This window comes from Pseudomonas sp. 1L-B-1-E-C1 (assembly GCF_057291835.1).
Genome location: NZ_JBXAWN010000002.1, coordinates 98,043 through 122,348, shown reverse-complemented (window position 1 = coordinate 122,348; position 24,306 = coordinate 98,043). Strand labels below are relative to the sequence as shown.

The following is a 24,306-nucleotide window of genomic DNA, read 5'->3' as shown; positions in this document are numbered from 1 at the left end:
TGGGGCGACTGACGCGTGAAGGAATCCAAATTGAGCGAACTTCTCAACCGCCGCCTGGCTCTGCTCGGCGAGCGCGCCCACCTCTCTCTGCTCAAGCAGTGCCTGCACGGTATCGAACGTGAATGCCTGCGTGTGACCAGTGAAGGTCGCCTGGCGCAAACGCCGCACCCCGAAGCCCTGGGTTCCGCGCTGACCAACGAACAGATCACCACCGACTACTCCGAATCGCTGCTGGAATTCATCACACCCGCCCTGCCGGATCCTGCCGACACGCTGGCGAGCCTGGACAGGATTCACCGCTTTGCCTACAGCAAGCTCGGCAACGAGTACCTGTGGAGTCCATCGATGCCGTGCCCGTTGCCGGCCGAGGAAGATATTCCGATCGCCTATTACGGCACCTCCAACATCGGTCAGCTCAAGTACGTCTATCGCAAGGGCCTGGCCCTGCGCTACGGCAAGACCATGCAATGCATCGCCGGGATTCACTACAACTTCTCCCTGCCGGAACAGCTCTGGCCATTGCTGCGCGAGGCCGAAGGTTTCGTCGGCACCGATCGCGATTTCCAGTCGGTGTCCTACATCGCGCTGATCCGCAACTTCCGCCGCTACAGCTGGCTGCTGATGTACCTGTTCGGCGCATCGCCGGCACTGGATGCCGGTTTCCTGCGCGGGCGTTCGCATCAGCTCGAACAGCTCGATCCGGACACGCTGTATCTGCCGTACGCCACCAGCCTGCGCATGAGCGATCTCGGTTATCAGAGCAACGCTCAGGCCGGCCTGACGCCCTGCTACAACGATCTGGCCAGCTACACCGACAGCCTGCGCGAAGCGGTGGCCACGCCTTACGCGCCGTACGTTGAAGTGGGCACGCACAAGGATGGCGAGTGGGTACAGCTCAACACCAACATCCTGCAGATCGAAAACGAGTACTACTCCAACATCCGCCCGAAACGCGTGACCTACACCGGCGAACGGCCGATCCAGGCGCTGATGGCGCGCGGCATTCAATACGTCGAAGTGCGCTGCCTGGACATCAACCCGTTCCTGCCGATGGGCATCGACATCACCGAGTCGCGCTTCATCGACGCCTTTTTGCTGTACTGCGCGCTGAACGACAGCCCGCTGCTGACCAACACTTCGTGCGGCAACGCCACCTCGAACTTCCTCAGCGTGGTCAAGGAAGGCCGCCGTCCAGGCCTGCAATTGCAGCGTGACGGTCAGCCGGTCGAGATGAAGCAATGGGCGGCCGAGCTGCTCGAGCAGATTGCTCCGCTGGCGGCGATGCTCGATCAGAGCGTCGGCGGCGATGCCCACAGCAAGGCGCTGGATGCGCAACTGGCCAAGGTCAACGACCCTTCCCTGACGCCCTCGGCGCAGGTGCTGGCCGCCATGGCCGAGCACAAGGAAAGCTTCGCGCAGTTCTCCCTGCGCCAGAGCCAGGCGCATGCGGAGTTCTTCCGCAGCGAACCGCTGGCGGCTGACGAGCAAGCGAAGTTTGAAGAACTGGCCCGGGCATCCCTGGCACAGCAGACCGAGCTTGAGCAGAACGAAGTCGGCGATTTCGACGTGTTTGTCGGCGCGTATCAGGCGAGCATCCTGGCGATCAGTAACTAAACATTGTCAGTAAAAAGATCGCAGCCTTCGGCAGCTCCTACAGGTTCAACATCAGTCCAATGTAGGAGCCGCCGAAGGCTGCGATCTTTGCTTTCGACGCGGAGCGTCATCGGCTGCATTCCCACGCAGAGCGTGGGAACGATCAGTCACCTGCTTAGATTTTTCCGCTCATAAGCTCATTCGAAAAAGTTATTTATTTCTCGATTCTTAGATCATTTAGTCTCCTTTCACGCCGACATTCGGTCGCCTGATCTGGAGCTCCCAATTGAAACTGAATTTCCCGCTTCGCCTGCTTGCCGCCGCCTCGCTGGCCGCTGCAAGCTTCCTGGCCCAGGCGGCCGATCTCACCGTTGCCTACCAGACCACCGTCGACCCGGCGAAAGTCGCTCAGGCCGACGGTGCCTATGAGAAAGCCACCAAGGCCGACATCAGCTGGCGCAAGTTCGATAACGGTGCCGACATCATTGCCGCCATCGCCTCCGGGGATGTGCAGATCGGCTACCTCGGTTCGAGCCCGTTGACCGCCGCGATCACCCGCAAAGTGCCGGTGGAAACCTTCCTGATTGCCACGCAGATCGGCGCCGCTGAAGCGCTGGTTGCGCGCGACGGTTCCGGCATCAAAACGCCGCAGGATCTGATCGGCAAGAAAATCGCCGTGCCGTTCGTGTCCACCGGGCATTACAGCCTGCTCGCCGCGCTCAAGCACTGGAACATCGATCCGTCGAAAGTCACCGTGCTCAACCTCGCGCCGCCAGCGATCATCGCCGCGTGGAAACGCGGCGACATCGACGCCACTTACGTGTGGGATCCGGCACTGGGTGTGGCCAAGGAAAACGGCAAAGTGCTGATTACTTCCGGCGAGCTGGCCAAGTTCGGTGCGCCAACCTTCGATGCGTGGATCGTGCGCAAGGACTTCGCCGAGAAGCATCCGGAAATCGTCACCGCGTTCGCCAAGGTCACCCTCGACGCCTACGCCGACTACCGCAAAGACCCGAAAGCGTGGCTGGCGAGTCAGTCCAACGTCGACAAGCTGGTCAAACTGTCCGGCGCCAAGGCCAGCGACATCCCGTTGCTGCTGCAGGGCAACGTCTATCCGCTGGCGGCGGATCAGGTCAGTGACCTCGGCGCGCCGACCATCAAAGCGATCACCGACACCGCTGCTTTCCTCAAGGAGCAGGGCAAGGTCGAAGCCGTGCTGCCGGACTACGCGCCGTACGTCAGCGCCAAATACATCACCAACTGATCGGGAGATAACAGCGATGGCCTTGCTACAGCTGGAGCGCATCAGCGCACAGTACCCGGGCAGCCCAAAGCCGGTGCTGGCGGATATTTCTCTGACCCTGGGGCCACAGCAGTTGCTGGTCGCCCTCGGCCCGTCCGGCAGTGGCAAGACTTCGCTGTTGAACCTGATTGCCGGTTTCGTCGGGCCGAGTGCCGGGCGCATCACCCTTGACGGCGTGCCGGTCAAAGGCCCGAGCGCCGAACGCGGCGTGGTGTTTCAGGACGATGCCTTGCTGCCTTGGCAGGACGTGCTGGCCAACGTTGCCTTCGGCCTGGAACTGGCCGGTGTCGGCAAGGACAAGCGGGAAAAAATCGCCCGGGAAATGCTCGTACTGGTCGATCTCGCCGGTTTTGAAGACCGGCGCATCTGGCAATTGTCCGGTGGCCAGAAACAACGCGTCGGCCTCGCCCGCGCCCTCGCCGCCGACCCGCGCGTGCTGCTGATGGACGAACCCTTCGGCGCCCTCGACGCGTTCACTCGCGAACAGATGCAGGAGCTGTTGCTGCAAGTCTGGCAACGCACGGCCAAGCCGGTTTTCCTGATTACCCACGACATTGAAGAAGCGGTGTTCCTCGCCACAGACCTGATTCTGCTGGCACCCAATCCAGGGCAGATCGTTGAGCGTCTGCATCTGGATTTCGGTCAGCGCTACGCCGCTGGCGAGTCGGCCCGCGCGATCAAATCCGATCCGCGTTTTATCGAAACCCGCGAACACGTGCTGAGCAAAGTCTTCTCGCAACGCAGCGCCGTACCCCGGCAGGAGCGCGCATGAGCAGTTACGACGTTTCCGCTGCGGCGGTGAAAACCCCTTCGGTGAGCATTCCGGCACGCCGTAGCCTCAGCACGCGCTGGATCAGCCTGCTGACCCTGTTCGGCCTGTTGGCGATCTGGTGGGCGGTGACCGCTACCGGCCTGATCGAACCGCTGTTCCTGCCGCCACCTTCTGCCGTGTTGCAAAAGGGCTGGCTGCTGGCGACTTCCGGATACATGGATTCGACGTTGTGGCAGCACTTGGGCGCCAGCCTGAGCCGCATTGGTCTGGGCCTGGCTTTTGCCATCCTGACCGCCGTGCCGGTGGGCATCGCCATCGGCGCCAACCGCATCGCCCGTGGCGTGCTCGATCCGCTGATCGAGTTCTATCGCCCGATCCCGCCGCTGGCGTATCTGCCGCTGATCGTGATCTGGTGCGGCATCGGCGAGTTGTCGAAAGTGCTGCTGATCTATCTGGCGATTTTTGCGCCGATTGCCATCGCCACCGCGACTGGCGTGCGCACGGTTGATCCGGCAAAACTGCGCGCGGCGCAGTCGTTGGGCGCGACCCGCGCTCAGCTGATTCGCCATGTGATTTTGCCCAGCGCCTTGCCGGACATTCTCACTGGCGTGCGCATTGGCCTGGGAGTTGGCTGGTCGACCCTGGTCGCCGCTGAACTGATCGCGGCCACCAGTGGCCTTGGCTTCATGGTGCAGTCGGCCGCGCAATTTCTGGTCACCGACGTGGTGGTGCTGGGGATTCTGGTCATCGCCCTGATCGCCTTCGCCATGGAAATGGGCCTGCGCGCCTTGCAGCGCAAACTGGTGCCGTGGCACGGCCAGGCGCACTGAAGCATTTTTGAATCACACATGTAGGAGCTGCCGAAGGCTGCGATCTTTTGACTTTGATTTTTACCAAAACAAGATCAAAAGATCGCAGCCTTCGGCAGCTCCTACAAAGGGTGGTTTCACCGAATTGAAGAGAAAGACCATGAGCACCCTCAACATCACCCCGTTAAGCTCGGCCCTCGGCGCGCAGATCAGCGGCGTCGACATCAGCCAGCCGCTGAGCCTGGAACACCGCGACGCCATCGAGCAGGCGCTGCTCAAGTATCAGGTGCTGTTCTTCCGCAACCAGCCGATCGAGCCGGCACAGCAGGCACGCTTCGCACATTATTTCGGCGACCTGCACATTCATCCGATCTACCCGAACGTGCCGGAGCAACCGGAAGTACTGATCCTCGACACCGCCGTCACCGACGTGCGCGATAACGCGATCTGGCACACCGACGTGACCTTCCTGCCGACGCCGGCGATGGGCGCCGTGCTCAGCGCCAAGTTGCTGCCGGAATTCGGTGGCGACACTTTGTGGGCGAGCGGTATCGCCGCGTATGAAGCGTTGTCGGCGCCGATGAAAACCCTGCTTGAAGGGCTGACCGCCACCCATGACTTCACCCGTTCGTTTCCACTGGAGCGCTATGGCAATACGCCGGAGGCGCTGGCCCAGTGGGAAGAGGCGCGGCGCAAGAATCCACCGCTGTCGCACCCGGTGATTCGCACGCACCCGGTGAGCGGACGGCGCTCGCTGTTCGTCAGTGAAGGGTTTACCTCAAAGATCAATGAGCTCTCGGAAACCGAGAGCGAGGCGATCCTGAAGTTTCTGTTTGCCCACGCGACCCGGCCGGAATTCACCATTCGCTGGCGCTGGCAGAAAGACGACATTGCGTTCTGGGATAACCGCGTGACCCAGCATTACGCGGTGGACGATTACCGCCCGGCACGGCGGGTGATGCAGCGCGCGACGGTGTTGGGGGATGTGCCGTTTTTTCGGTAATTACCGACATCTTCATTACCTGAACCGGCTCCTTCGCGAGCAGGCTCGCTCCCACATTGGAACGCATTTCCCTGTGGGAGCGAGCCTGCTCGCGAAAGCTTTTTGAGCTTGAAACTTATTCCGCCGTCGAAGGCTTCTCCCAAAGATTGATCCCGCCCTCCTGGGCAAACCGATCGATCTCCGCCAGCTCTGCAGCGCTGAAATCCAGATTCTTCAGCGCGCCGACGTTCTCGATAATCTGCTCCGGCCGGCTCGCACCGATCAACGCCGAGGTTACCCTTGGGTCACGTAGCGTCCACGCCAGCGCCAGTTGCGCCAGGCTCTGGCCGCGACGTTTGGCGATTTCATTCAATGCGCGCACATGGGCAATGTTCGCTTCGGACAAATGCGACGCCTGCAACGAACCGCCGCCCGGGCGATTGACCCGTGCATCGGCCGGCACGCCGTTGAGGTATTTGTCGGTGAGCAAGCCCTGTGCCAGTGGCGTGAAGGCGATGACGCCCGTGCCGAGCTCATCGGTGGTATCGAGCAGATCCTTTTCCACCCAGCGATTGAGCAGGTTGTACGCCGGTTGATGAATCAACAGCGGCACCTTCCACTCTTTCAGCAGCTCAGCCATTTGGCGGGTTTTCACGCCTGAGTAAGACGAGATACCGATGTACAACGCCTTACCTTGCTGCACGGCAGTGGCGAGGGCGCTGGCGGTTTCTTCCAGCGGGGTGTCCGGGTCGAAGCGATGCGAATAGAAGATATCCACATAGTCCAGACCGAGGCGTTGCAGGCTCTGGTCGAGGCTCGCCAGCACGTATTTGCGCGATCCGCCGCCCTGGCCGTACGGGCCAGGCCACATGTCCCAGCCAGCCTTGCTGGAGATGATCAGTTCGTCGCGGTATTGCTTGAAGTCTTCGCGCAGCAGGCGCCCGAAATTGACCTCGGCGCTGCCGTACGGCGGGCCGTAGTTGTTGGCCAGATCGAAATGGTTGATGCCCAGATCGAACGCGGTGCGCAGCAAGGCGCGCTGGGTGTCGATCGGTGTGCTGTCACCAAAGTTGTGCCACAGGCCCAGCGACAAGGCCGGCAGCACCAGACCGCTGCGGCCGACGCGGCGGTAGGGAATGGAGTCGTAGCGGTTTTCGGCAGCGGTGTAGGTCATCGAATCCTCTCTTGTCTGTCTTGAAATGGGTGTCGATTGCTCGTGTGGGAGCGAGCCTGCTCGCGAAGGGTGTTACGCAAATCTATTGCCGGGTCGAGTCAGGCCCAGGTTCTGCCGCAACGTGCGGCCTTCATATTCAGTTCTGAACAAGCCACGCCGTTGCAGTTCCGGCACTACGCCGTTGGCGAAATCTTCGAGCCCGCCCGGCAGGTGCGGCACCAGCACGTTAAAGCCGTCCGCCGCGCCTTGCTCGAACCACTCCTGCAGGCGATCGGCAATCTGCACCGGCGTACCGACCAGGCTGTAATGCCCGCGCCCGCCGGCGATCCTGCGACCGAGTCCGGCAAGGGTCAGCTTCTCTCGACCCGCCAGTTCGGTCAGCAGTTTCTGTCGACTCTGCTGACCGCTGTCAGTCAGCGGCAACTCTGGCAATGGCCCGTCCAGCGGGTACTTCGATAAGTCGAAGTTGCCCAGCATACGCCCAAGCAGCGCGACGCCCACCTCGGGTTCGACCAATTGCTGAAACGTTTCACACTTTTCCTGCGCTTCGGCCTCACTGGCACCGACCACCACAAAAACCCCAGGCATGATTTTCAGCGAATCGGCACTGCGTCCGAACCTGGGCAAGCGTCCCTTGATATCGGCGTAAAACGCCTGAGCGGCGGCCAGCGAAGTCTGTGCGGTGAACACCACTTCAGCGGTTTGCGCGGCCAGCTCACGCCCGGCTTCGGACGATCCGGCCTGGACAATCACCGGCTGCCCCTGTGGCGAGCGCGCGACATTCAGCGGGCCTTTGACCCGGAAATGTTCACCGACATGATCGAGCACATGCAGCTTCTGCGGATCGTAATAGGCGCCGCTGGCCTTGTCGCGGTGGAAGGCATCGTCCTCCCAACTGTCCCAGAGCCCGGTGACCACCTGATGAAATTCGCGGGCGCGGCTGTAGCGTTCGGCATGGCCGATGTGTGCGTCGCGGCCGAAATTCAGCGCCTCGGCGGCGTTGTCCGAAGTCACCAGATTCCATCCGGCACGTCCGCCCGACAAATGATCGAGCGAGGCGAACTTGCGCGCCACATGGTACGGCTCGTTATAACTGGTGGTGGCCGTGGCGATCAGGCCGATGTGCTCGGTCACCGCGCTCAGTGCCGAGAGCAACGTCAGCGGCTCGAAGTGATCGGAGCGCGCCATGCGGCTGGCGATGTCCTGGGTCGGTGCGGCGACGCTGTCGGCGACAAACAGCGCATCGAACTTCGCCGCTTCGGCGGTTTGCGCCAGACGTTTGTAATGGGCGAAATCCAGCCCCGCATCCGCCGGCACATCCGGGTGCCGCCACGCTGCCACGTGGTGCCCGGTGGCCATGAGAAAGGCACCAAGTTTCATCTGTCGGCTCATCTCAGAAATCCTTGCGCAGTTGCACGCCAAAGTAGCGTTCGTCATCGCGCGGCACGGCGCGATAGATGTAGCTGCCGCCACTGGCCAGCAACGGCGAATAGGATTTGTCGGCGAGGTTCTTGCCGAGCAGGGCGACGCGCCAGCCGTTGCTGTAATCGGCCAGGGCGACGCTGGCGTTCCACAGCCCATAGGCGCCCTGCTTGGTATCGGGGTTCTGGCTGATGTCGTACTGCACTTCGCTTTGCCAGCTGTAGTCGGTACCCAATTCAATATCGAGGCCATTGTCGAGTGGGATTGTGTAGTCGGCGCGCACGTAGCTTTTCCAGTCCGGGCTGAACGGCAGTGGTTTGCCGTTGACGTTGCACGACGCCGCCGCGCCGGCCGGGCAGGCGAATTCGTCGATGCGTGCGCGGGTGTAGGCCAGTGCGCCGGAGAGTTTCAGCTGCTGGGTGGCTTGCAGGGCGTAATCGAGTTCGACGCCTTCGCTGGTGACGCTGCCGGCGTTGATCAACCGCGTCACCACTTGCCCGGCGACGGTGTCGAAAAAGTTCGCCTGATAGTTGTCGTACTCGCTGTGGAAGATCGCCAGATTGGTGGTCAGGCGATTGTTCCACGAAGTGGCTTTGATCCCCGCCTCCCAGGTATTGGAAGTCTCCGGTTTCAGGGCTTCGGTATCGCGCGGTTGCGTGTTGAAGAACACGTTGTAGGCCGGGCCTTTGTAACCGCGCGAATAGGTCAGGTAAGTGGTGACGGTATCGCTCAGGTCGTACTGCAAACCGAGGCGACCGGACCAGCCGTCTTCGTCCACCGAGCCTGAACTGCTCGTCGCCGGTTGAATGCCGCTGACCGTGGTGGCCGAGGTGGATACGCGACGGTGATCGTATTCCAGATCATCGTGGGTATAGCGCAGGCCGGCGATGCCGCGAAAGTCCGAAGTGAAGTTCAGTGTGCTCTCGCCAAACACCGCGTAGCTGTCGCTGGTGGTGCTGTAGTCGGCGACGCCACGGTCGGTGCGAGTCGTGGTGGTCAGGATGCGCCGGTAGGTCTCGTCGTCCTTGCCATGCATGTAGAACAGGCCGCCGACGTACTCGAGAAACTCACCCTTCGGTGAGGCCAGACGCAACTCTTGCGAATACTGGTCGAAGGCCAGATCGCCCTTGTCTGCGGTGCCGGGGAACGCGGCAGTCACGGTGCCGAGGCGATCGCCATCCTGATACTGGGTGTTGTCCCAGCCACGCCACGCCGTGATCGACGTCAGCGTGTAATCACCCAATTGCCAGTCGAGCTGGCCGGACAGGCCTTTGTTGATGTCCTCGATGTGAGAGCGGGTGTCGGTGTTGATATTGCGGTTGTGGCTGGTCGCATTCACCGGACTCAGCGCGTTGGCGAAGGCCGGGGTCAGCGCTTGGCTGACGACGCCATTGGGCGCGTCGTCGTGGGACTGCATGTAGTCAGCGATCAGGGTGAAGGTGACGTCATCGTTCGGGGTGAATTCGAGTTTGCCGCGCACGCCGCGATGGTTGTAACCGTTGACCTCGTGGCCGTTGTGCTGATTGTCGACGTTACCGTCGTAGGTGCCGAACAATGTGCTGATCGAGCCCTTCAGCGTATCCGGAATCAGGCTGCCGCCGAGGCCGAAACGGGTGCGGCTTTCGTTGCCGCTGTAGTACGACTGATCGATGTAGCCGTGGGTCTCGGCGGTCGGTGCTTTGCTGGTGATGTTGAGTACACCGGCCGAGGCATTCTTGCCGAACAGCGTGCCTTGCGGGCCGCGCAGGACTTCGACGCGCTCGAGATCAAGCAGATCAAGCGTGGCCTGACCGGGCCGCGCATACACCACGCCATCGATCACCGTCGCCACGGTCGGCTCGACGCCGGGTGAGGTGGAAATGGTGCCGACGCCGCGCACGAATAACGAGGTGTCCTTGTTCGAGGCGCCGGTGCGGAAATTCAGTGACGGCACTTGCTGAACGATGCTCGCCACGCCGTTACGGTTGTCGCGTTCGAGCTGTTCGCCGTCGAGCACCGAAACTGCCACCGGTACTTTCTGCAGCGACTCTTCCCGGCGAGTCGCGGTCACCGTGACGGATTTCAGCGTCGGTTCCTGATCGCTGCTGTCAGCGGCAAACGCCGTGGGCAGCGGCAGCGCCGCCAGCCCGGTGAAAATCCAGCCCGCCGCGCGAATCGACTGCGTCTGTGTGTGTGGTGCCCCAGGAAAATTGCGCATAGGTATCCGCTCGAAAAATGGCCCTGAACCGCTGCCGTTCTGCGACGACAGCGCCTGAATCTGTCTTGGGCATTCGCTCGAGCGAGTAGCAGACAACGCGCTTTGTTAGCGCTAACATCGCCAGTATTGGCACCTGTGCATAGAGCGTCCAATACTGAAAAATTACTTTTATATGCGATTTGGTTTTTACAAGGATCGAGTCTTGAGCGACGAGAAAACGCGTAAACGCCGAGGCGCCGGCCGTGTCACGTTGAACGCCGTGGCGCGGGCGGCCGGGGTGTCGGCGATTACCGTCTCGCGGTATTTCAATCAGCCCGAACAGGTTTCGCCTGAGCGTCGCGAGCGCATTGCGGCAGTGGTCGCCGAGTTGGGCTACGTGCCGAATCTGGTGGCGGGCGGCCTGGCCTCGGCGCGCGGGAAAATTGTCGGCATGATCATTCCGAACATCTCCGGGCCGATCTTCGCCAACACCATCCAGGGCTTCAGCGACACCCTCAGTCGACACGGTTATCAGCTGTTGCTGGCGTCGAGTTATTTCGATATCGAGCAGGAGGAGAATGCCGTGCGTGCGTTTCTCGGCTGGTCGCCGGCAGCGCTGGTGCTGACCAGCCACTTCCACAGCGCAGGCACCGAGAAGATGCTCGCCGAGGCGGATATCCCGGTCATCGAAACCTGGGATTACCAGCCGGAACGCGAGCCGATGCAGATTGGCTTTTCGCATTTCGAAGTGGGCGTTACAGCTGCAAGACACTTGCTGGAGAAAGGCTATCAACGCATCGCTTTCGTGCAGAACAGCGCACCAGGCGACTTCAGTGCCCTGGAGCGCCGCGATGGTTATGCCGCCACTCTGCGAGGCGCAGGGAGGGAGCCATGGGCCTTCGCCCCGGACGCCGACCGCACACCGTTCGAGGCCGGCAAGCAAGCGATGGAAGCCCTGATGAACGCCTCGCCACGCCCCGACGCGATCATCTTCGCCAACGACAACCTCGCCGCCGGCGGCCTCCTCGCCGGACAACGCGCAGGCATCAGAATCCCCGATGATTGCGCCGTGCTCGGCTTCGGCGATTACCCGTTTGCCGAGATGCTCTTGCCCAGCCTGAGCACGATCAAACCGCCGGCGCTGGAGATTGGCGTACTGGCGGCAACACGGGTGCTGGAAAGTCTTGGCGTGTTGCCTGGCAACGAGGTGCAGCGGCTGAATCTGCTGCAATGCCAAGTGATCGAGCGTGAGAGCACCTGATGAATATCGCGGCGGCTGGATTGGCTATGCTCTAAAGGACACAGAGGTGGCCCTTTCGCGAGCAGGCTCGCTCCCACAGGGATTTCCTGTGTACATGAAATTTATGTCCAGCCGAGATCCAATGTGGGAGCGAGCCTGCTCGCGAAGGGGCCCTTCCCGGCACTGCACCTCCATCAGGCAGAACGCACCATGCACACCACCATCATCATTGTCTTCGGCCTGGCCCTGCTCGCGCTGATGCTTTACATCGGCGAGCACATCGGCTTCAGTCGTCACACGCAGGCCTACGCTTTCGCGGCGCTGTGGCTGGCGTTGACGCTGATCAATGGTGCGGTGGGGGTAGTGCATGCTGGCCATTCCGTAGGATCGGAAATAGCCATTGGCAGTGCGGTATTCGGCGTGCCGATGGCAGCGATGGTTTTGTTCATGGTGCTGAGCGCCGAGGCGTGAATCTTCCCGGCGCTCAGTGGCCATTCAACGCACCAGATGCAGGAACTGCATGTGCCTTTCGTACTGGTCGAGGATGTCGTTGATGATCTGCTCTTTGGTGTAGCCGACCAGATCGTAGTCCTGACTGCCCTCGCTCAGGTGCACTTCGGCGCGGTAATAGCGACGATTGTTGAGTTGCTTGGAACCCATGCCGCCCCGCGCGAATGATGGCGTGAAGTAGCCGCGCATCTGCACCTGATAGATGAACGGATGCTGTTCGCCATGGCCAATCTCCAGGCTGACGTTGTCATGCGCCGGATCCGGCTGGGTGACCACGTGCAAACCTTTTTCCACAAACACGGCGGTTACTTCCTCGATCGCCGGGCGCACCGTGCTCTCCATGAAACGGTACACCTCGTCGCGGGACGGGAAGTGCACCGCCTGACTCAGGCGCTGGCGCCAGCCACCGGTGCCGCGCCGCGAACCGGACACCGGCGCCAGCGAATGCAGCTGCGCGATCTGCTTCTGCGATTCCAGATAGAACGCCTTGTGCAGGCCCCACATCATCAGCAGCAGAATCAACGAGAACGGTAACGAGGTCAGCACCACCGCCGACTTCAACGCGTCGATGCTGCCGGAAAACAGCAGCGCACTGGTGATCAGCGCAGTCATCGCGCCCCAGAACACCCGCAGCCATTTCGGCCCGTCTTCGTCCGGGTTACCACCCTTGGCTGACAGCGTCGAGAGGACCACGGTGCCGGAGTCCGCCGAGGTGACGAAGAACACAAAGCTGATGAATACCGTCACGGCGATGACGGTCTTGCTCCACGGGTAGGTTTCCAGCAGCAGATAAATACTCATCGACGGATTGTCGATGGCCGACATCCCCAGCGCACTCATGCCGTGATTGAGCACCTGATCCAGGGCGCTGTTGCCGAAGATCGACATCCACGCCAGGGTGAAACCGAGCGGGATCAACAGCACGCCGAAGACGAATTCACGGATGGTGCGGCCACGGGAAATCCGCGCGATGAACAGGCCCACGAACGGCGACCATGCGATCCACCAGGCCCAGTAGAAAACGGTCCAGCCACCCAGCCAGTCGCTCGGTTTGTCGTAGGCGTAGAGGTCGAAACTTTTCATCGGCAAGGCGCCGAGGTAGTCGCCGACGTTCTGGATCAACGTGTTGAGCAGGTGCTGAGTCGGCCCGGCAAACAAAACGAACAGCAGCAATCCGCAGGCCAGCAGCATGTTGATATCCGACATCACCCGCACGCCTTTGTCGACGCCAGAGACCGCAACGATGATCGCTGCGCCCATCATCAGCGTGATCAGGCCTACCTGAATCCACTGGGTGTGGGCGATGCCGAACAAGTAGTCCAGACCGGAATTAAGATGCAGCACGCCGAAGCCCATGTCGGCACCCAGACCGAACACCGTGGCGATGATGCCGAAGCCGTCCACTGCATAGCCGATCGGGCCGTTGATGCGCTTGCCAATCAGCGGGTATAGCGCCGAACGCAGGGCCAGCGGCAAATTGTGCCGATACGCGAAATAGGCCAGCGCCATGCCGACAAACGCGAACACGCCCCAGCCATGCAGGCCCCAGTGCAGAAACAGAATCTGCATCGCCTGACGCGCCGCATCGGCGGTACCGGCCTCGCCTTGCGGCGGCTGCAGCATATGCGTCAGCGGTTCGGAGACGCAGAAGAAGAACAGCGTGATGCTGATCCCGGCGGCGAACAGCATGCCGGCCCACGACAGATAACTGAATTCGGGCTCGTCGTGGTCGGCACCGAGCTTTATCTTGCCGTAGCCGGATAACGCGGTGACCACCACGAAGACCAGATACAGCGTCATCGCGAGCATGTAGTACCAGCCGACCGTATTGGCCGCCCAGTTTTGCGCTTCCAGCAACCAGGCGCCGGCCTGTTCAGGGATGGCGATGACGACGAGACCAAACAGCAGGATGACCGTCGCGGCGAAGTAGAACACCGGCGGATTCATGCGCACCAGACCGCTGGCGGGGGTAGACGATGCACTCATGAAACGTGCACCTCGAGGGGTTGAAACGTGGCTGAAATGATCGGACTCAGCAAAGGCAAGCCTCCTGTTGTGAGCGGGCAGCGAACCACCGGTTTAACTTGAATGAACGTTCAAGTTAAACATGAATGCGGTGGCAAGGACTAATCGCAGGGCTGGGCGGTAGGTTTCCTACAGCGCCCGAAGAGCTGTATGACGCGGGTCTGAGTGGATTTGTTCAACAGCAAAATGCCTGATGCCCGAACCTGTAGGAGCTGCCGAAGGCTGCGATCTTTTGATCTTGATGTTTAAAAAGCAAAAATCAAAAGATCGCAGCCTCGTTTCACTCGTCAGCTCCTACAGGTCGCATGTTTGCAGGCTATTTTTGCGTCCCGTCATCATGCTGCAGATTTGCCTGCGTCAGATTCGCCCCCGCCGGCACGCTGCGCGTCAGCCACACGTTGCCGCCAATGGTCGAGCCCTTGCCGATGGTGATCCGGCCGAGAATCGTCGCCCCGGCATAAATCACTACGTCGTCCTCAACGATCGGGTGGCGCGGGTGGCCCTTCTGCAACTGGCCGTCCTCATCCGCCGGAAAGCGCTTGGCGCCCAAAGTGACTGCCTGATAAATGCGCACCCGCTCGCCGATGATCGCGGTCTCGCCAATCACCACGCCAGTGCCGTGATCAATGAAGAAACTACGACCGATCTGCGCGCCCGGGTGAATATCGATGCCCGTCGCCGAATGGGCAATTTCCGCGCTGATCCGCGCCAGCAGCGGCAGCCCGGCACGATACAGATGGTGCGCGAGACGATGGTGAATCACCGCGAGAATGCCCGGATAGCACAGCAGAACTTCATCAACGCTGCGTGCTGCCGGGTCGCCGTGGTACGCCGCCAGCACGTCGGTGTCGAGCAGCGTGCGCAGCCCCGGCAACGCGAGAGCAAAATCCTGCACGATCTGAATCGCCCGAGCCTCGACTTCACTGTCATCCTGCGCGCTGTGCCGGGCGACGTAACGCAACTCCAGCCGTGTCTGCGCCAGCAAGGCATTCAGTGCCACATCAAGTGTGTGACCGACATAGAAATCTTCACTTTCCTCACGCAGATCCACCGGACCCAGACGCATCGGGAACAGCGCGCCGCACAACGCCTCGAGGATTTCCGCCATCGCCGCCCGCGACGGCAACTCGCGGCCACCCTGCTCTCCTGAAGCCCGGCCATTCTGTGCACGCCACTGATCCCGCGCGCTGCGCAGCTGGCTGACGATGGTCTGCAATTGCCAATGGCTGGAACGCTCGCTCACGGTGAAGTCTCCTTACGGGCGGCCGGACTGTCTGGCCGCGTCAACGGCGCCTACTTTACGGCATGCCTTTGCTGGCGAATTAAGAACTGATAGTGCTGGGTTAAGTCCATTTGGCTATAAGCGATTGGCGGTTGCCCGGGCAAAAGCGCGTGCCTATAGTCCTTCCATTCTTCTGCGCCAGTACGGACTCATGATCAAACAACAGCTGCAACGCTTTCCCCGTCTCGACCTGCTGAGCCATCCCACGCCGCTGGAAAAACTTGAGCGCTTGTCCGCCTGGCTCGGCCGCGAGGTGTACATCAAACGCGATGACCTGACGCCACTGGCCATGGGTGGCAACAAACTGCGCAAACTCGAATACCTGGCCGCCGATGCGCTGGCACAAGGCGCCGACACGCTGATTACCGCAGGCGCGCTGCAATCGAACCACGTGCGCCAGACCGCTGCACTCGCCGCCAGACTTGGCCTTGGCTGTGTGGCGCTGCTGGAAAATCCGCTGGGCACTGACGACAGCAATTACACCGGCAACGGCAACCGCCTGCTGCTGGATCTGTTCGATACCAAGGTCGAGCTGGTCGACAACCTCGACAATGCCGACGAACAACTGGCTGCCCTCGCCGCGCGCCTGCGCAGCAACGGCAAAAAGCCGTATCTGGTACCGATTGGCGGGTCCAATGCGCTCGGTGCCCTGGGTTATGTGCGCGCCGGGCTGGAACTGGCTGAGCAGATCAGGGACAGCGGCATCGATTTCGCCGCAGTGGTGCTGGCCTCCGGCAGTGCCGGAACTCACAGTGGTCTCGGATTGGCGCTGAGTGAGGCGCTGCCGCAATTGCCAGTGATTGGTGTGACGGTCTCGCGCAGTGAGGAAGATCAGCGGCCGAAGGTGCAGGGTCTGGCCGAACGCACGGCAGAATTGCTGGGCGTCGAGTTGCCGGGCAGTTTCAAGGTCGAGCTGTGGGACGAATATTTCGGCCCGCGTTATGGCGAGCCGAATGCCGGCACACTGGCGGCGGTGAAACTGTTGGCCAGTCAGGAAGGTCTGTTGCTCGACCCGGTCTACACCGGCAAGGCCATGGCCGGTCTGCTCGACGGGATTGGCCGGCAGCGCTTCGATGATGGTCCGATAATCTTTCTGCACACCGGTGGCGCGCCGGCGTTGTTTGCCTACAAGGATTTTTTATAAGAGCAGTTCAACAGATCGCCGCCTTCGGCAGCCCATACCTGGGATCACCCGTAGGAGCTGCCGAAGGCTGCGATCTTTTAAGAAGCCACACATATTCCTTAAATGAATAACAGTTTCAATATTAAGTATTTTCAAGTCTAAAACAGACATCTTATAGTCTCGCCGCAGGCGAATTTCGGGCGAGACGCTTAAGCTGCATTAAGGCAGGATAGCGCTGTCGTCCAAATCACGAATTTGCCTATATTCCTTAAGCGTCTTCCATAAGAAAACACAGGGGCTTGTCATGAATTTTTCCGCACTACGTCGCACTCTGCTGGTCGGTTCGCTGGGTCTTGCGCTCAGCGCCGGCCTGATTGGCCAGGCAGTGGCCGGTGAGCAGTTGCAACAGATCAAGGACAAAGGCGTTCTCAACGTCGGCCTGGAAGGCACTTATCCTCCGTTCAGCTTCGTCGACGAGAACGGCAAGCTGTCCGGTTTCGAAGTCGAGCTCTCCGAAGCGCTCGCGCAGAAACTCGGCGTCAAGGCCAAGATCCAGCCGACCAAATGGGATGGCATCCTCGCTGCTCTGGAATCCAAGCGTCTGGACCTGGTGATCAATCAGGTGACTATCTCCGACGAGCGCAAGAAGAAGTATGACTTCTCCGAACCGTACACTGTCTCCGGCATTCAGGCCCTCGTGCTGAAAAGCAAAGAGTCGGCGCTGAATATCAAGACCGCCGCTGACCTGTCCGGCAAGAAGGTCGGTGTCGGCCTGGGCACCAACTACGAGCAGTGGGTCCGCGCCAACGTGCCGGGTGCTGACGTGCGCACCTACGACGATGATCCGACCAAGTTCGCCGACCTCAACAACGGTCGCACCGATGCCATCCTGATCGACCGTCTGGCTGCTCTGGAATACGCCAAGAAAGCCCCGAAAACCGTGGCTGCCGGTGAGGCCTTCTCCCGTCAGGAATCCGGTATCGCCCTGCGCAAAGGCGAGCCTGAACTGCTGGCTGCGGTGAACAAGGCGCTGGACGAACTGCGTGCCGACGGCACCCTTGAGAAACTGTCGAAGAAGTACTTCAACGCAGACGTCACTAAATAATGGAAGAGGCTTTCCAACTCGCGCTGGATTCCGCGCCCTTTCTGTTGAAGGGCGCGTACTACACGGTAGTCCTCAGCCTCGGCGGGATGTTCTTCGGTCTGCTGCTGGGCTTCGGCCTGGCACTGATGCGCCTGTCGCGCTTCAAATCGGTCAGTTGGCTGGCCCGCATCTACGTGTCGTTCTTTCGCGGCACGCCGTTGCTGGTGCAGCTGTTCGTGATCTATTACGGCTTGCCGCAACTGGGCATGGAGCTGGATCCGCTGCCCGCTGCGCTGATCGGCTTCTCGCTGAACATGGCCGCCTACGCCTGTGAAATCCTGCGTGCCGCGATCGGTTCGATCGAGCGCGGTCAGTGGGAAGCTGCTGCGAGCATCGGCATGACCCGCGCGCAGACCTTGCGGCGGGCCATCCTGCCGCAAGCGATGCGCACGGCATTGCCGCCGCTGGGCAACAGCTTCATTTCGCTGGTCAAGGACACCGCGCTGGCCGCGACCATTCAGGTGCCGGAGCTGTTCCGCCAGGCGCAGTTGATTACCGCCCGGACTTTCGAAGTCTTCACCATGTATCTTGCCGCCGCGCTGATCTACTGGATTCTGGCCACGGTGCTTTCGCACTTCCAGAACAAGCTGGAAGTGCGGGTCAATCGGCATGACCAGGAGTCCTGACCCGATGATTGTCGTGGAAAAACTGACCAAGCAATTCAAGGGTCAGGTCGTGCTCAACGGCATTGACCTTGAGGTAAAGGAAGGCGAAGTCGTCGCGATCATCGGCCCCAGTGGCTCGGGGAAAACGACGTTCCTGCGTTGCCTGAATTTCCTCGAAGAACCCACCAGTGGCCGGATCAAGGTCGGCGATATCGAGATCGATACCGGCCGCCCGCTGAACCAGCAGCAGAGTCTGGTGCGCAACCTGCGCCAGCACGTCGGCTTCGTGTTCCAGAACTTCAACCTGTTCCCCCATCGCACCGCATTGGAAAACGTCATCGAAGGCCCGATCGTGGTCAAGAAGATGCCGCGCGACCAAGCGGTTGCCTTGGGCAAAAAGCTCCTGACCAAAGTAGGGCTTGCTGGCAAGGAGGACGCTTATCCGCGTCGTCTCTCCGGTGGTCAGCAACAGCGTGTAGCGATTGCCCGGGCGTTGGCGATGGAGCCGGAAGTGATTCTGTTCGACGAACCGACCTCGGCGCTCGACCCGGAACTGGTTGGCGAAGTGCTGGCGACCATTCGCGGCCTTGCCGAAGAAAATCGCACCATGGTGATTGTCACCCATGAAATGGGTTTCGCCCGTGACGTGGCCAATCGCGTAGTGTTTTTCGATAAGGGCGTAATTGTCGAGCAGGGTGAAGCTAAAGCGCTGTTTGCCAATCCAAAAGAAGAACGCACCCAACAGTTTCTCAGCAAGTTTCTGAATCACGCTTGAGAACTTCGCTTGCAACAACCGTCAACTTCCACGGATGGAAGTTACGTCTCCTTCAAGACCTGAATTACTTAAACACTCATCAATAACGTGCGCAGATATACATTGCGCAACGCTTGCGCACATCCTCGAATCGTCATATTTCCATACGTTTGCCCGCGGACAAACCCTCAAAAAACGCCACGGAATCGGCGCTTTCATGTAGCTGGTTTCGCACTTGAGGCCAGGTTTAGTGCCTCAGTGACGTAGGAGCTTTCTGATTAACTTGTAATTTGCGGATTAACTAACCACCTCTATTGACACCCCTCTCCGCAGACTTTTATCTAGTCGACAACCGGCGCCACTTAGTTCAACAGCGCACAATAAAAACGAGCCCCTACTTGTCGCTTTTATTGCCAGTTGATTCGCGCCTTTTTTCCAGAAACGGATTTCGCTGCAAGGCTTCAAGGAGAGAAACCGATGACCCGCACTTCGCACACCCCCGAACTTGCAGCGCCAACGCTGGCATGCGCACAGAAAACCGGCATCAACCTGGCAACAGCAGCCCACCTGCTGATCGATGTGCCGCCCTATTGCGGCATGGACGTTGGCGATCTGATCGAACTGTTCTGGAACAAATGTTATGTCGCTTCGAAAGTTCTGAGCGCTAGCGACATCGGAGCGTCAGTCAGCCTGCGCGTGCCGGAGAGTTTCATCGCTAATGGCACCGCGCGTATTCACTACCGCGTGATGCAGGTTGGCCAAGGTCCGGCCTTATCAGCAGCGACGCGGGTGCAGGTCAAACTCGATTGCCCCGGTGGTCAGCCCCCGGCGCAGTGCGAAGACGAAAACCAGCAACTGGCACCCGTGATCATCCCCGAAGCGATTCGCCGTCAGGGCGTAAACCCCAACCAGATCAAACGCGGCGTGCCGCTGACCATCGAGCCCTACCTGAATATGGCCGAAGACGACGCCATCACGCTGCGCTGGGGCGACGTGCGCATGGACCTGGCGCCGGTCACGGCTGCGGATGTCGGGCTGCCGATTCAGGTGTGGGTGCCACCGGCGGTCATCGTCGAAGCAGGCGAAGACCTGCGGCTGGACGTGACGTACTGCATCCTCGACCGGGTCGGCAACAACTCACGCTGGGCGCCGCCGCGCACATTGAAAATCGGTTGCGTGAACCCGTATGTGAAAGTCCCGTTGAAGACCGGATTCAAGGCCGCCGAATCGCGCACCAAGTGAGACCTGCTCAGGACGGGAGGTTAGCTACCTCTCACCTGAAAGTCTGCAACCAACGCTGACACCCCCCTTCTATGCATATTCCTAAAAGTTAGTTTATTTAATTTTTATACGCGCTTAGGGTATATGCACCGGACCACCGGACATTCTTTCAATCGTCGCACTTCGCGGCGTTTTTCATGAGATGTGAGGTAGGTATGGTCCGGAACACAATCACCCCAGTGCAGATCGCCAGGGCATTGCGTGCAGCCAGGGAGCGGCACTGATGTCCAGTCTTGCAGATGCCAACGTGCAGTCCGATCTGGACATCGCCCCGCTGTTGTTGCCCGCGCAAGTGCTGCGCAACGATGCTCAAGCGATCAAGGCCGCCCATGACCTGGCGCAGGTTGCCCGCGTGCAGGCGGCCAAACGCGACCGCCAGCGCAAGCTGCCGTGGTCGGAAATCGAACAGTTCACCCGTAGCGGTCTGGGCAGCATTGCCATCCCCCGTGAATACGGCGGCCCGCAGGTTTCCTTCGTCACGCTGGCCGAAGTATTCGCGATCATTTCCGCCGCCGACCCGGCGCTCGGGCAGATTCCGCAGAACCAGTTCGGCATCATCAATCTGGTCCTCGGCAGCGCCACCGAAGCGCAGAAAAAGCAGCTGTTCCAGAGTGTTCTGGAAGGCTGGCGCATCGGTAATGCCGGCCCGGAACGCGGCACAAAAAATACTCTGGAACTGAAAGCGCGCATCAGCGCCGATGGCGACGACTACGTGATCAACGGCCAGAAGTTCTATTCCACCGGCGCCCTGTTCGCGCACTGGGTCGCGGTGAAAGCGCTCAACGATGACGGCAAGCAAGTGCTGGCTTTCGTCCGTCGCGGCACACCGGGTTTGCGCATCGTTGATGACTGGTCGGGCTTCGGCCAGCGCACCACCGCCAGCGGCACGATTTTGCTGAACAACGTGCGCGTCGAGTCGAGCCTGGTCATCGACAACTGGAAGATCAACGAGAAGCCGAACACCCAAGGCGCAGTGTCACAACTGATTCAAGCGGCCATCGACGCCGGCATCGCCCGTGGTGCCATCGATGACGCCATCGACTTCGTCAAAACCCGCGCACGGCCATGGATCGACGCCAAGGTCGAGCGCGCCAGCGATGACCTCTATGTGATCGCCGATATCGGCAAACTGAAAATCGAACTGCACGCTGCCGAAGCACTGCTGCGCAAGGCCGGCAAAGTACTCGATCAGGTCCACGCCGCACCGCTGAATGCCGAATCCGCTGCTCGTGCTTCGATCGCCGTGGCCGAAGCGAAAGTGCTGACTACCGAGATTTCGCTGCTGGCCAGCGAAAAGCTGTTCGAACTGGCCGGCAGTCGCGCGACCCTCGCCGAGTTCAATCTCGACCGCCACTGGCGCAACGCCCGCGTGCACACCCTGCACGACCCGGTGCGCTGGAAGTATCACGCGATCGGCGCTTATCGCCTGAACGGCACATTGCCGGCCCGCCATTCCTGGATCTGAGACGACCAGTCATCTGGAGAACCCCTATGACGCTATCCCATCACGTCGCGGTCATCACCAGCGATGAGCAAGCCCTGATCGTCGCCAGCGACCTGGCCGAAGATTTCAAGCGCGACAGCGCCCTGCGCGACCGCGAACGCCGCCTGCCATTGGCAGAGCTCGAAGTGTTTTCCCGCTCAGGCCTGTGGGGCATCAGCGTGCCGAAAGAATATGGCGGCGCTGACGTATCCAACGTCACCCTGGCCAAAGTCATCGCGCTGATCGCCCAGGCCGACGGCTCGCTGGGACAGATTCCGCAGAACCATTTCTACGCGCTGGAAGTGCTGCGCGTGAATGGCAGCGACGAACAGAAACAGCGCCTGTATGCCGAGGTCCTCGCCGGGCAACGCTTCGGCAATGCCTTGGCAGAACTGGGCACCAAAACCGCTCACGACCGTGTCACCAGCCTCACCCGCGACGGTAACGGTTATCGCATCAACGGTCGCAAGTTCTACTCGACCGGGGCGATTTACGCGCAGCGCATCCCGACGTCGGTGGTCGATGAAAACGGCGTACAGCAACTGGCCTTCGTCCCGCGCGAGAGCAAAGGCCTGACGGTGATCGACGACTGGAGCGGCTTCGGCCAGCGCACCACCGGCAGCGGTTCGGTGGTGTTCGAAGATGTGTATGTGGCGGCTGAAGACGTGCTGCCGTTCCAGAGCGCTTTCGAACGCGCGACCACGGTCGGCCCGCTGGCGCAGATTCTCCACGCCGCCATCGACACCGGTATTGCCCGCGCCGCTTACGAAGATGCCTTGCACTTCGTGCGCAGCAAGACCCGTCCGTGGATCGATTCCGGCAACGACAAGGCCACCGAAGATCCGCTGACGCTGAAGAGCTTCGGCCACTTGAGCATTCGTCTGCACGCCACCGAAGCCTTGCTCGAACGCGCCGGCGAATTGCTTGATGCCGCGCAAGCTGAAACCAATGCTGACACTGTCGCTGCCGCATCGATCGCGGTGGCCGAAGCACGCGCAATCAGCACGGAAATTTCCCTCGCCGCTGGCAGTACGTTGTTCGAACTCGCCGGCAGTCAGGCGACCCTCAGCGAACACGGCCTCGACCGGCACTGGCGCAACGCTCGCGTGCACACCCTGCATGACCCCGTGCGCTGGAAATATCACGCGGTGGGCAACTACTACCTCAACGATGAAAAGCCGCCGTTGCGGGGGACCATCTGATGGTCGCCGCGAAAAAGAAGATCCTGCTCAACGCGTTCAACATGAACTGCATCGGCCATATCAATCATGGCCTGTGGACACATCCGCGCGACACCTCGACTCGCTACAACACCATCGAGTACTGGACCGAACTGGCGCAGTTGCTCGAGCGCGGGCTGTTCGACGGCTTGTTCATCGCTGACATCGTCGGCGTTTACGACGTCTACCAGGCCTCGGTGGACGTGACGCTGAAAGAGTCGATCCAGTTGCCGGTCAACGATCCGCTGCTATTGGTTTCGGCGATGGCCGCTGTCACCAAAAACCTTGGCTTCGGCCTGACCGCCAATCTTACTTACGAGCCGCCGTATCTGTTCGCCCGGCGCATGTCGACGCTCGATCATCTGAGTCGCGGTCGCGTTGGCTGGAACATCGTCACCGGTTACCTGGACAGCGCCGCCAAAGCCATGGGGCTGCGCGAACAGGTCGAACACGACCGTCGCTATGACCAGGCCGAAGAATATCTGCAGGTGTTGTACAAACTCTGGGAAGGCAGCTGGGAAAACGGCGCGGTGCTCAACGACCGGGAGCAGCGCATCTACGCCAACCCGGAACAAGTGCACAAGGTCGAGCACAGAGGCGAGTTCTATCAGGTCGAGGGTTATCACCTCTGTGAACCATCACCGCAGCGCACGCCGGTGCTGTTTCAGGCTGGCAGCTCCGATCGCGGATTGCTCTTCGCCGGGCGTCACGCCGAATGCGTATTCATCAGCGGCCAGAACAAACCGTCGACCAAGGTGCAGGTCGATAAAGTCCGCGCCAGCGCGGTCGAGGCCGGGCGCAATCCGCAAGACATCAAGGTGTTCATGGGCCTCAACGTGATCGTTGGCGCCACTGAAGAAGCGGCGTGGGCCAAGCATGCCGAGTACCTTAGTTACGCCAGTGCCGAGGCCGGCGTGGCGCACTTTTCCGCGTCCACGGGCATCGACTTTGCCCAATACGAGATCGACGAACCGATCCAGTACGTGAAGAGCAACGCGATTCAGTCAGCGACGAAAAACCTGCAGAACAATGACTGGACCCGGCGCAAATTGCTCGACCAGCACGCCCTGGGTGGCCGTTACATCACCGTGGTCGGTTCGCCCGAGCAAGTGGCGGATGCGCTGGAAGCGTGGATCGTCGAAACCGGGCTGGACGGTTTCAACCTGACCCGCATCGTTACCCCGGAAAGCTATGTCGATTTCATCGAACTGGTGATTCCCGAGTTGCAGCGGCGCGGCTCGTACAAGACCGCGTATGACCACGGCACCTTGCGCGAGAAGCTGTTTCACGGGGAGGCGCAGCTGCCCGAGCAACACAGCGGATCTTCGTACAGGCATCAGAAGCTTCGCGAGCAGGCTCGCTCCCACATTTGAAATGCGTACCCCTGTGGGAGCGAGCCTGCTCGCGA

Annotated in this window: 20 protein-coding genes; 15 read left to right on the top strand and 5 right to left on the bottom strand. The window is 60.6% G+C overall.

Features of this window, described 5'->3' with window-relative positions; genetic code table 11:
• The first annotated feature begins 30 nt into the window (after positions 1-30).
• The 5 genes from gshA (at position 31) to tauD (ending at position 5,480) form a co-directional block, all read left to right on the top strand.
• Positions 31-1,614, top strand: a complete 1,584-nt coding sequence (gene gshA, locus AC0Z4S_RS04235; RefSeq protein WP_485622182.1) for a glutamate--cysteine ligase — start codon at positions 31-33, stop codon at positions 1,612-1,614.
• Positions 1,615-1,879: 265 nt separating this feature from the next.
• Complete coding sequence (tauA, locus tag AC0Z4S_RS04230; RefSeq protein ID WP_485622181.1) at positions 1,880-2,857, top strand: taurine ABC transporter substrate-binding protein; 978 nt, start codon at positions 1,880-1,882, stop codon at positions 2,855-2,857.
• 16 nt (positions 2,858-2,873) lie between these two features.
• The gene (gene tauB / locus AC0Z4S_RS04225) at positions 2,874-3,668 is read left to right on the top strand and encodes a taurine ABC transporter ATP-binding subunit (protein ID WP_485622180.1); all 795 of its coding nucleotides are present in this window, start codon (positions 2,874-2,876) and stop codon (positions 3,666-3,668) included.
• Complete coding sequence (gene tauC / locus AC0Z4S_RS04220) at positions 3,665-4,498, top strand: taurine ABC transporter permease TauC (RefSeq protein WP_485622178.1); 834 nt, start codon at positions 3,665-3,667, stop codon at positions 4,496-4,498. Before tauB ends, tauC begins: the two co-directional genes overlap by 4 nt.
• Before the next feature lie 139 nt (positions 4,499-4,637).
• A complete protein-coding gene (gene tauD / locus AC0Z4S_RS04215) occupies positions 4,638-5,480 on the top strand; it encodes a taurine dioxygenase (RefSeq protein WP_065615359.1) in 843 nt (280 codons plus the stop codon).
• A 115-nt stretch (positions 5,481-5,595) separates the two neighbouring features.
• On the opposite strand, the gene mgrA is transcribed toward tauD, so the two are convergent.
• From mgrA to AC0Z4S_RS04200, 3 genes are all read right to left on the bottom strand, one after another.
• A complete protein-coding gene (mgrA, locus tag AC0Z4S_RS04210; protein WP_485622177.1) occupies positions 5,596-6,633 on the bottom strand; it encodes an L-glyceraldehyde 3-phosphate reductase in 1,038 nt (345 codons plus the stop codon).
• 72 nt (positions 6,634-6,705) lie between these two features.
• Positions 6,706-8,025, bottom strand: a complete 1,320-nt coding sequence (locus tag AC0Z4S_RS04205) for an LLM class flavin-dependent oxidoreductase (RefSeq protein ID WP_485622176.1) — start codon at positions 8,023-8,025, stop codon at positions 6,706-6,708.
• 1 nt (position 8,026) lies between these two features.
• The gene (locus tag AC0Z4S_RS04200) at positions 8,027-10,252 is read right to left on the bottom strand and encodes a TonB-dependent receptor (protein WP_485622175.1); all 2,226 of its coding nucleotides are present in this window, start codon (positions 10,250-10,252) and stop codon (positions 8,027-8,029) included.
• Between the two features lie 202 nt (positions 10,253-10,454).
• Here AC0Z4S_RS04200 and AC0Z4S_RS04195 point away from each other — a divergent pair, with 202 nt between their 5' ends.
• Together AC0Z4S_RS04195 and AC0Z4S_RS04190 are read left to right on the top strand one after the other, a co-directional pair.
• The gene (locus tag AC0Z4S_RS04195; RefSeq protein WP_485622174.1) at positions 10,455-11,492 is read left to right on the top strand and encodes a LacI family DNA-binding transcriptional regulator; all 1,038 of its coding nucleotides are present in this window, start codon (positions 10,455-10,457) and stop codon (positions 11,490-11,492) included.
• A 189-nt stretch (positions 11,493-11,681) separates the two neighbouring features.
• On the top strand, positions 11,682-11,942 hold the full coding sequence (locus AC0Z4S_RS04190) for a hypothetical protein (RefSeq protein ID WP_485622173.1): 261 nt from the start codon (positions 11,682-11,684) through the stop codon (positions 11,940-11,942).
• A 24-nt stretch (positions 11,943-11,966) separates the two neighbouring features.
• Here the strand turns inward: AC0Z4S_RS04190 and betT are convergent, their stop codons facing one another.
• Together betT and epsC are read right to left on the bottom strand one after the other, a co-directional pair.
• Positions 11,967-13,928, bottom strand: coding sequence for a choline transporter BetT (gene betT / locus AC0Z4S_RS04185; RefSeq protein ID WP_160768576.1), 1,962 nt, complete (start codon positions 13,926-13,928; stop codon positions 11,967-11,969).
• Positions 13,929-14,322: 394 nt separating this feature from the next.
• Entirely contained in the window at positions 14,323-15,249 is a 927-nt protein-coding gene (gene epsC / locus AC0Z4S_RS04180) for a serine O-acetyltransferase EpsC (RefSeq protein WP_039756411.1), read from the bottom strand.
• Between the two features lie 190 nt (positions 15,250-15,439).
• On the opposite strand from epsC, the gene AC0Z4S_RS04175 reads away from it, so the two are divergent.
• From AC0Z4S_RS04175 to AC0Z4S_RS04140, 8 genes are all read left to right on the top strand, one after another.
• Positions 15,440-16,432 carry a D-cysteine desulfhydrase gene (locus AC0Z4S_RS04175; RefSeq protein WP_485622172.1) on the top strand — a complete coding sequence of 331 codons (993 nt, stop codon included), beginning with the start codon at positions 15,440-15,442 and terminating at the stop codon, positions 16,430-16,432.
• A gap of 283 nt (positions 16,433-16,715) precedes the next feature.
• On the top strand, positions 16,716-17,516 hold the full coding sequence (tcyJ, locus tag AC0Z4S_RS04170; protein ID WP_485622171.1) for a cystine ABC transporter substrate-binding protein: 801 nt from the start codon (positions 16,716-16,718) through the stop codon (positions 17,514-17,516).
• A complete protein-coding gene (gene tcyL, locus AC0Z4S_RS04165; protein ID WP_485622170.1) occupies positions 17,516-18,181 on the top strand; it encodes a cystine ABC transporter permease in 666 nt (221 codons plus the stop codon). Before tcyJ ends, tcyL begins: the two co-directional genes overlap by 1 nt.
• 4 nt (positions 18,182-18,185) lie before the next feature.
• A complete protein-coding gene (gene tcyN, locus AC0Z4S_RS04160; protein ID WP_042608565.1) occupies positions 18,186-18,935 on the top strand; it encodes an L-cystine ABC transporter ATP-binding protein TcyN in 750 nt (249 codons plus the stop codon).
• A gap of 456 nt (positions 18,936-19,391) precedes the next feature.
• Positions 19,392-20,156, top strand: a complete 765-nt coding sequence (locus AC0Z4S_RS04155) for a hypothetical protein (RefSeq protein ID WP_485622169.1) — start codon at positions 19,392-19,394, stop codon at positions 20,154-20,156.
• A 262-nt stretch (positions 20,157-20,418) separates the two neighbouring features.
• A complete protein-coding gene (locus AC0Z4S_RS04150) occupies positions 20,419-21,660 on the top strand; it encodes an SfnB family sulfur acquisition oxidoreductase (protein WP_485622168.1) in 1,242 nt (413 codons plus the stop codon).
• A gap of 26 nt (positions 21,661-21,686) precedes the next feature.
• Positions 21,687-22,880 (top strand): SfnB family sulfur acquisition oxidoreductase, encoded by a 1,194-nt coding sequence (locus AC0Z4S_RS04145; protein WP_485622167.1) that lies wholly within the window; start codon positions 21,687-21,689, stop codon positions 22,878-22,880.
• A complete protein-coding gene (locus tag AC0Z4S_RS04140; protein ID WP_485622166.1) occupies positions 22,880-24,271 on the top strand; it encodes an LLM class flavin-dependent oxidoreductase in 1,392 nt (463 codons plus the stop codon). The genes AC0Z4S_RS04145 and AC0Z4S_RS04140 overlap by 1 nt, the downstream gene beginning before the upstream one ends.
• Positions 24,272-24,306: the final 35 nt, after the last annotated feature.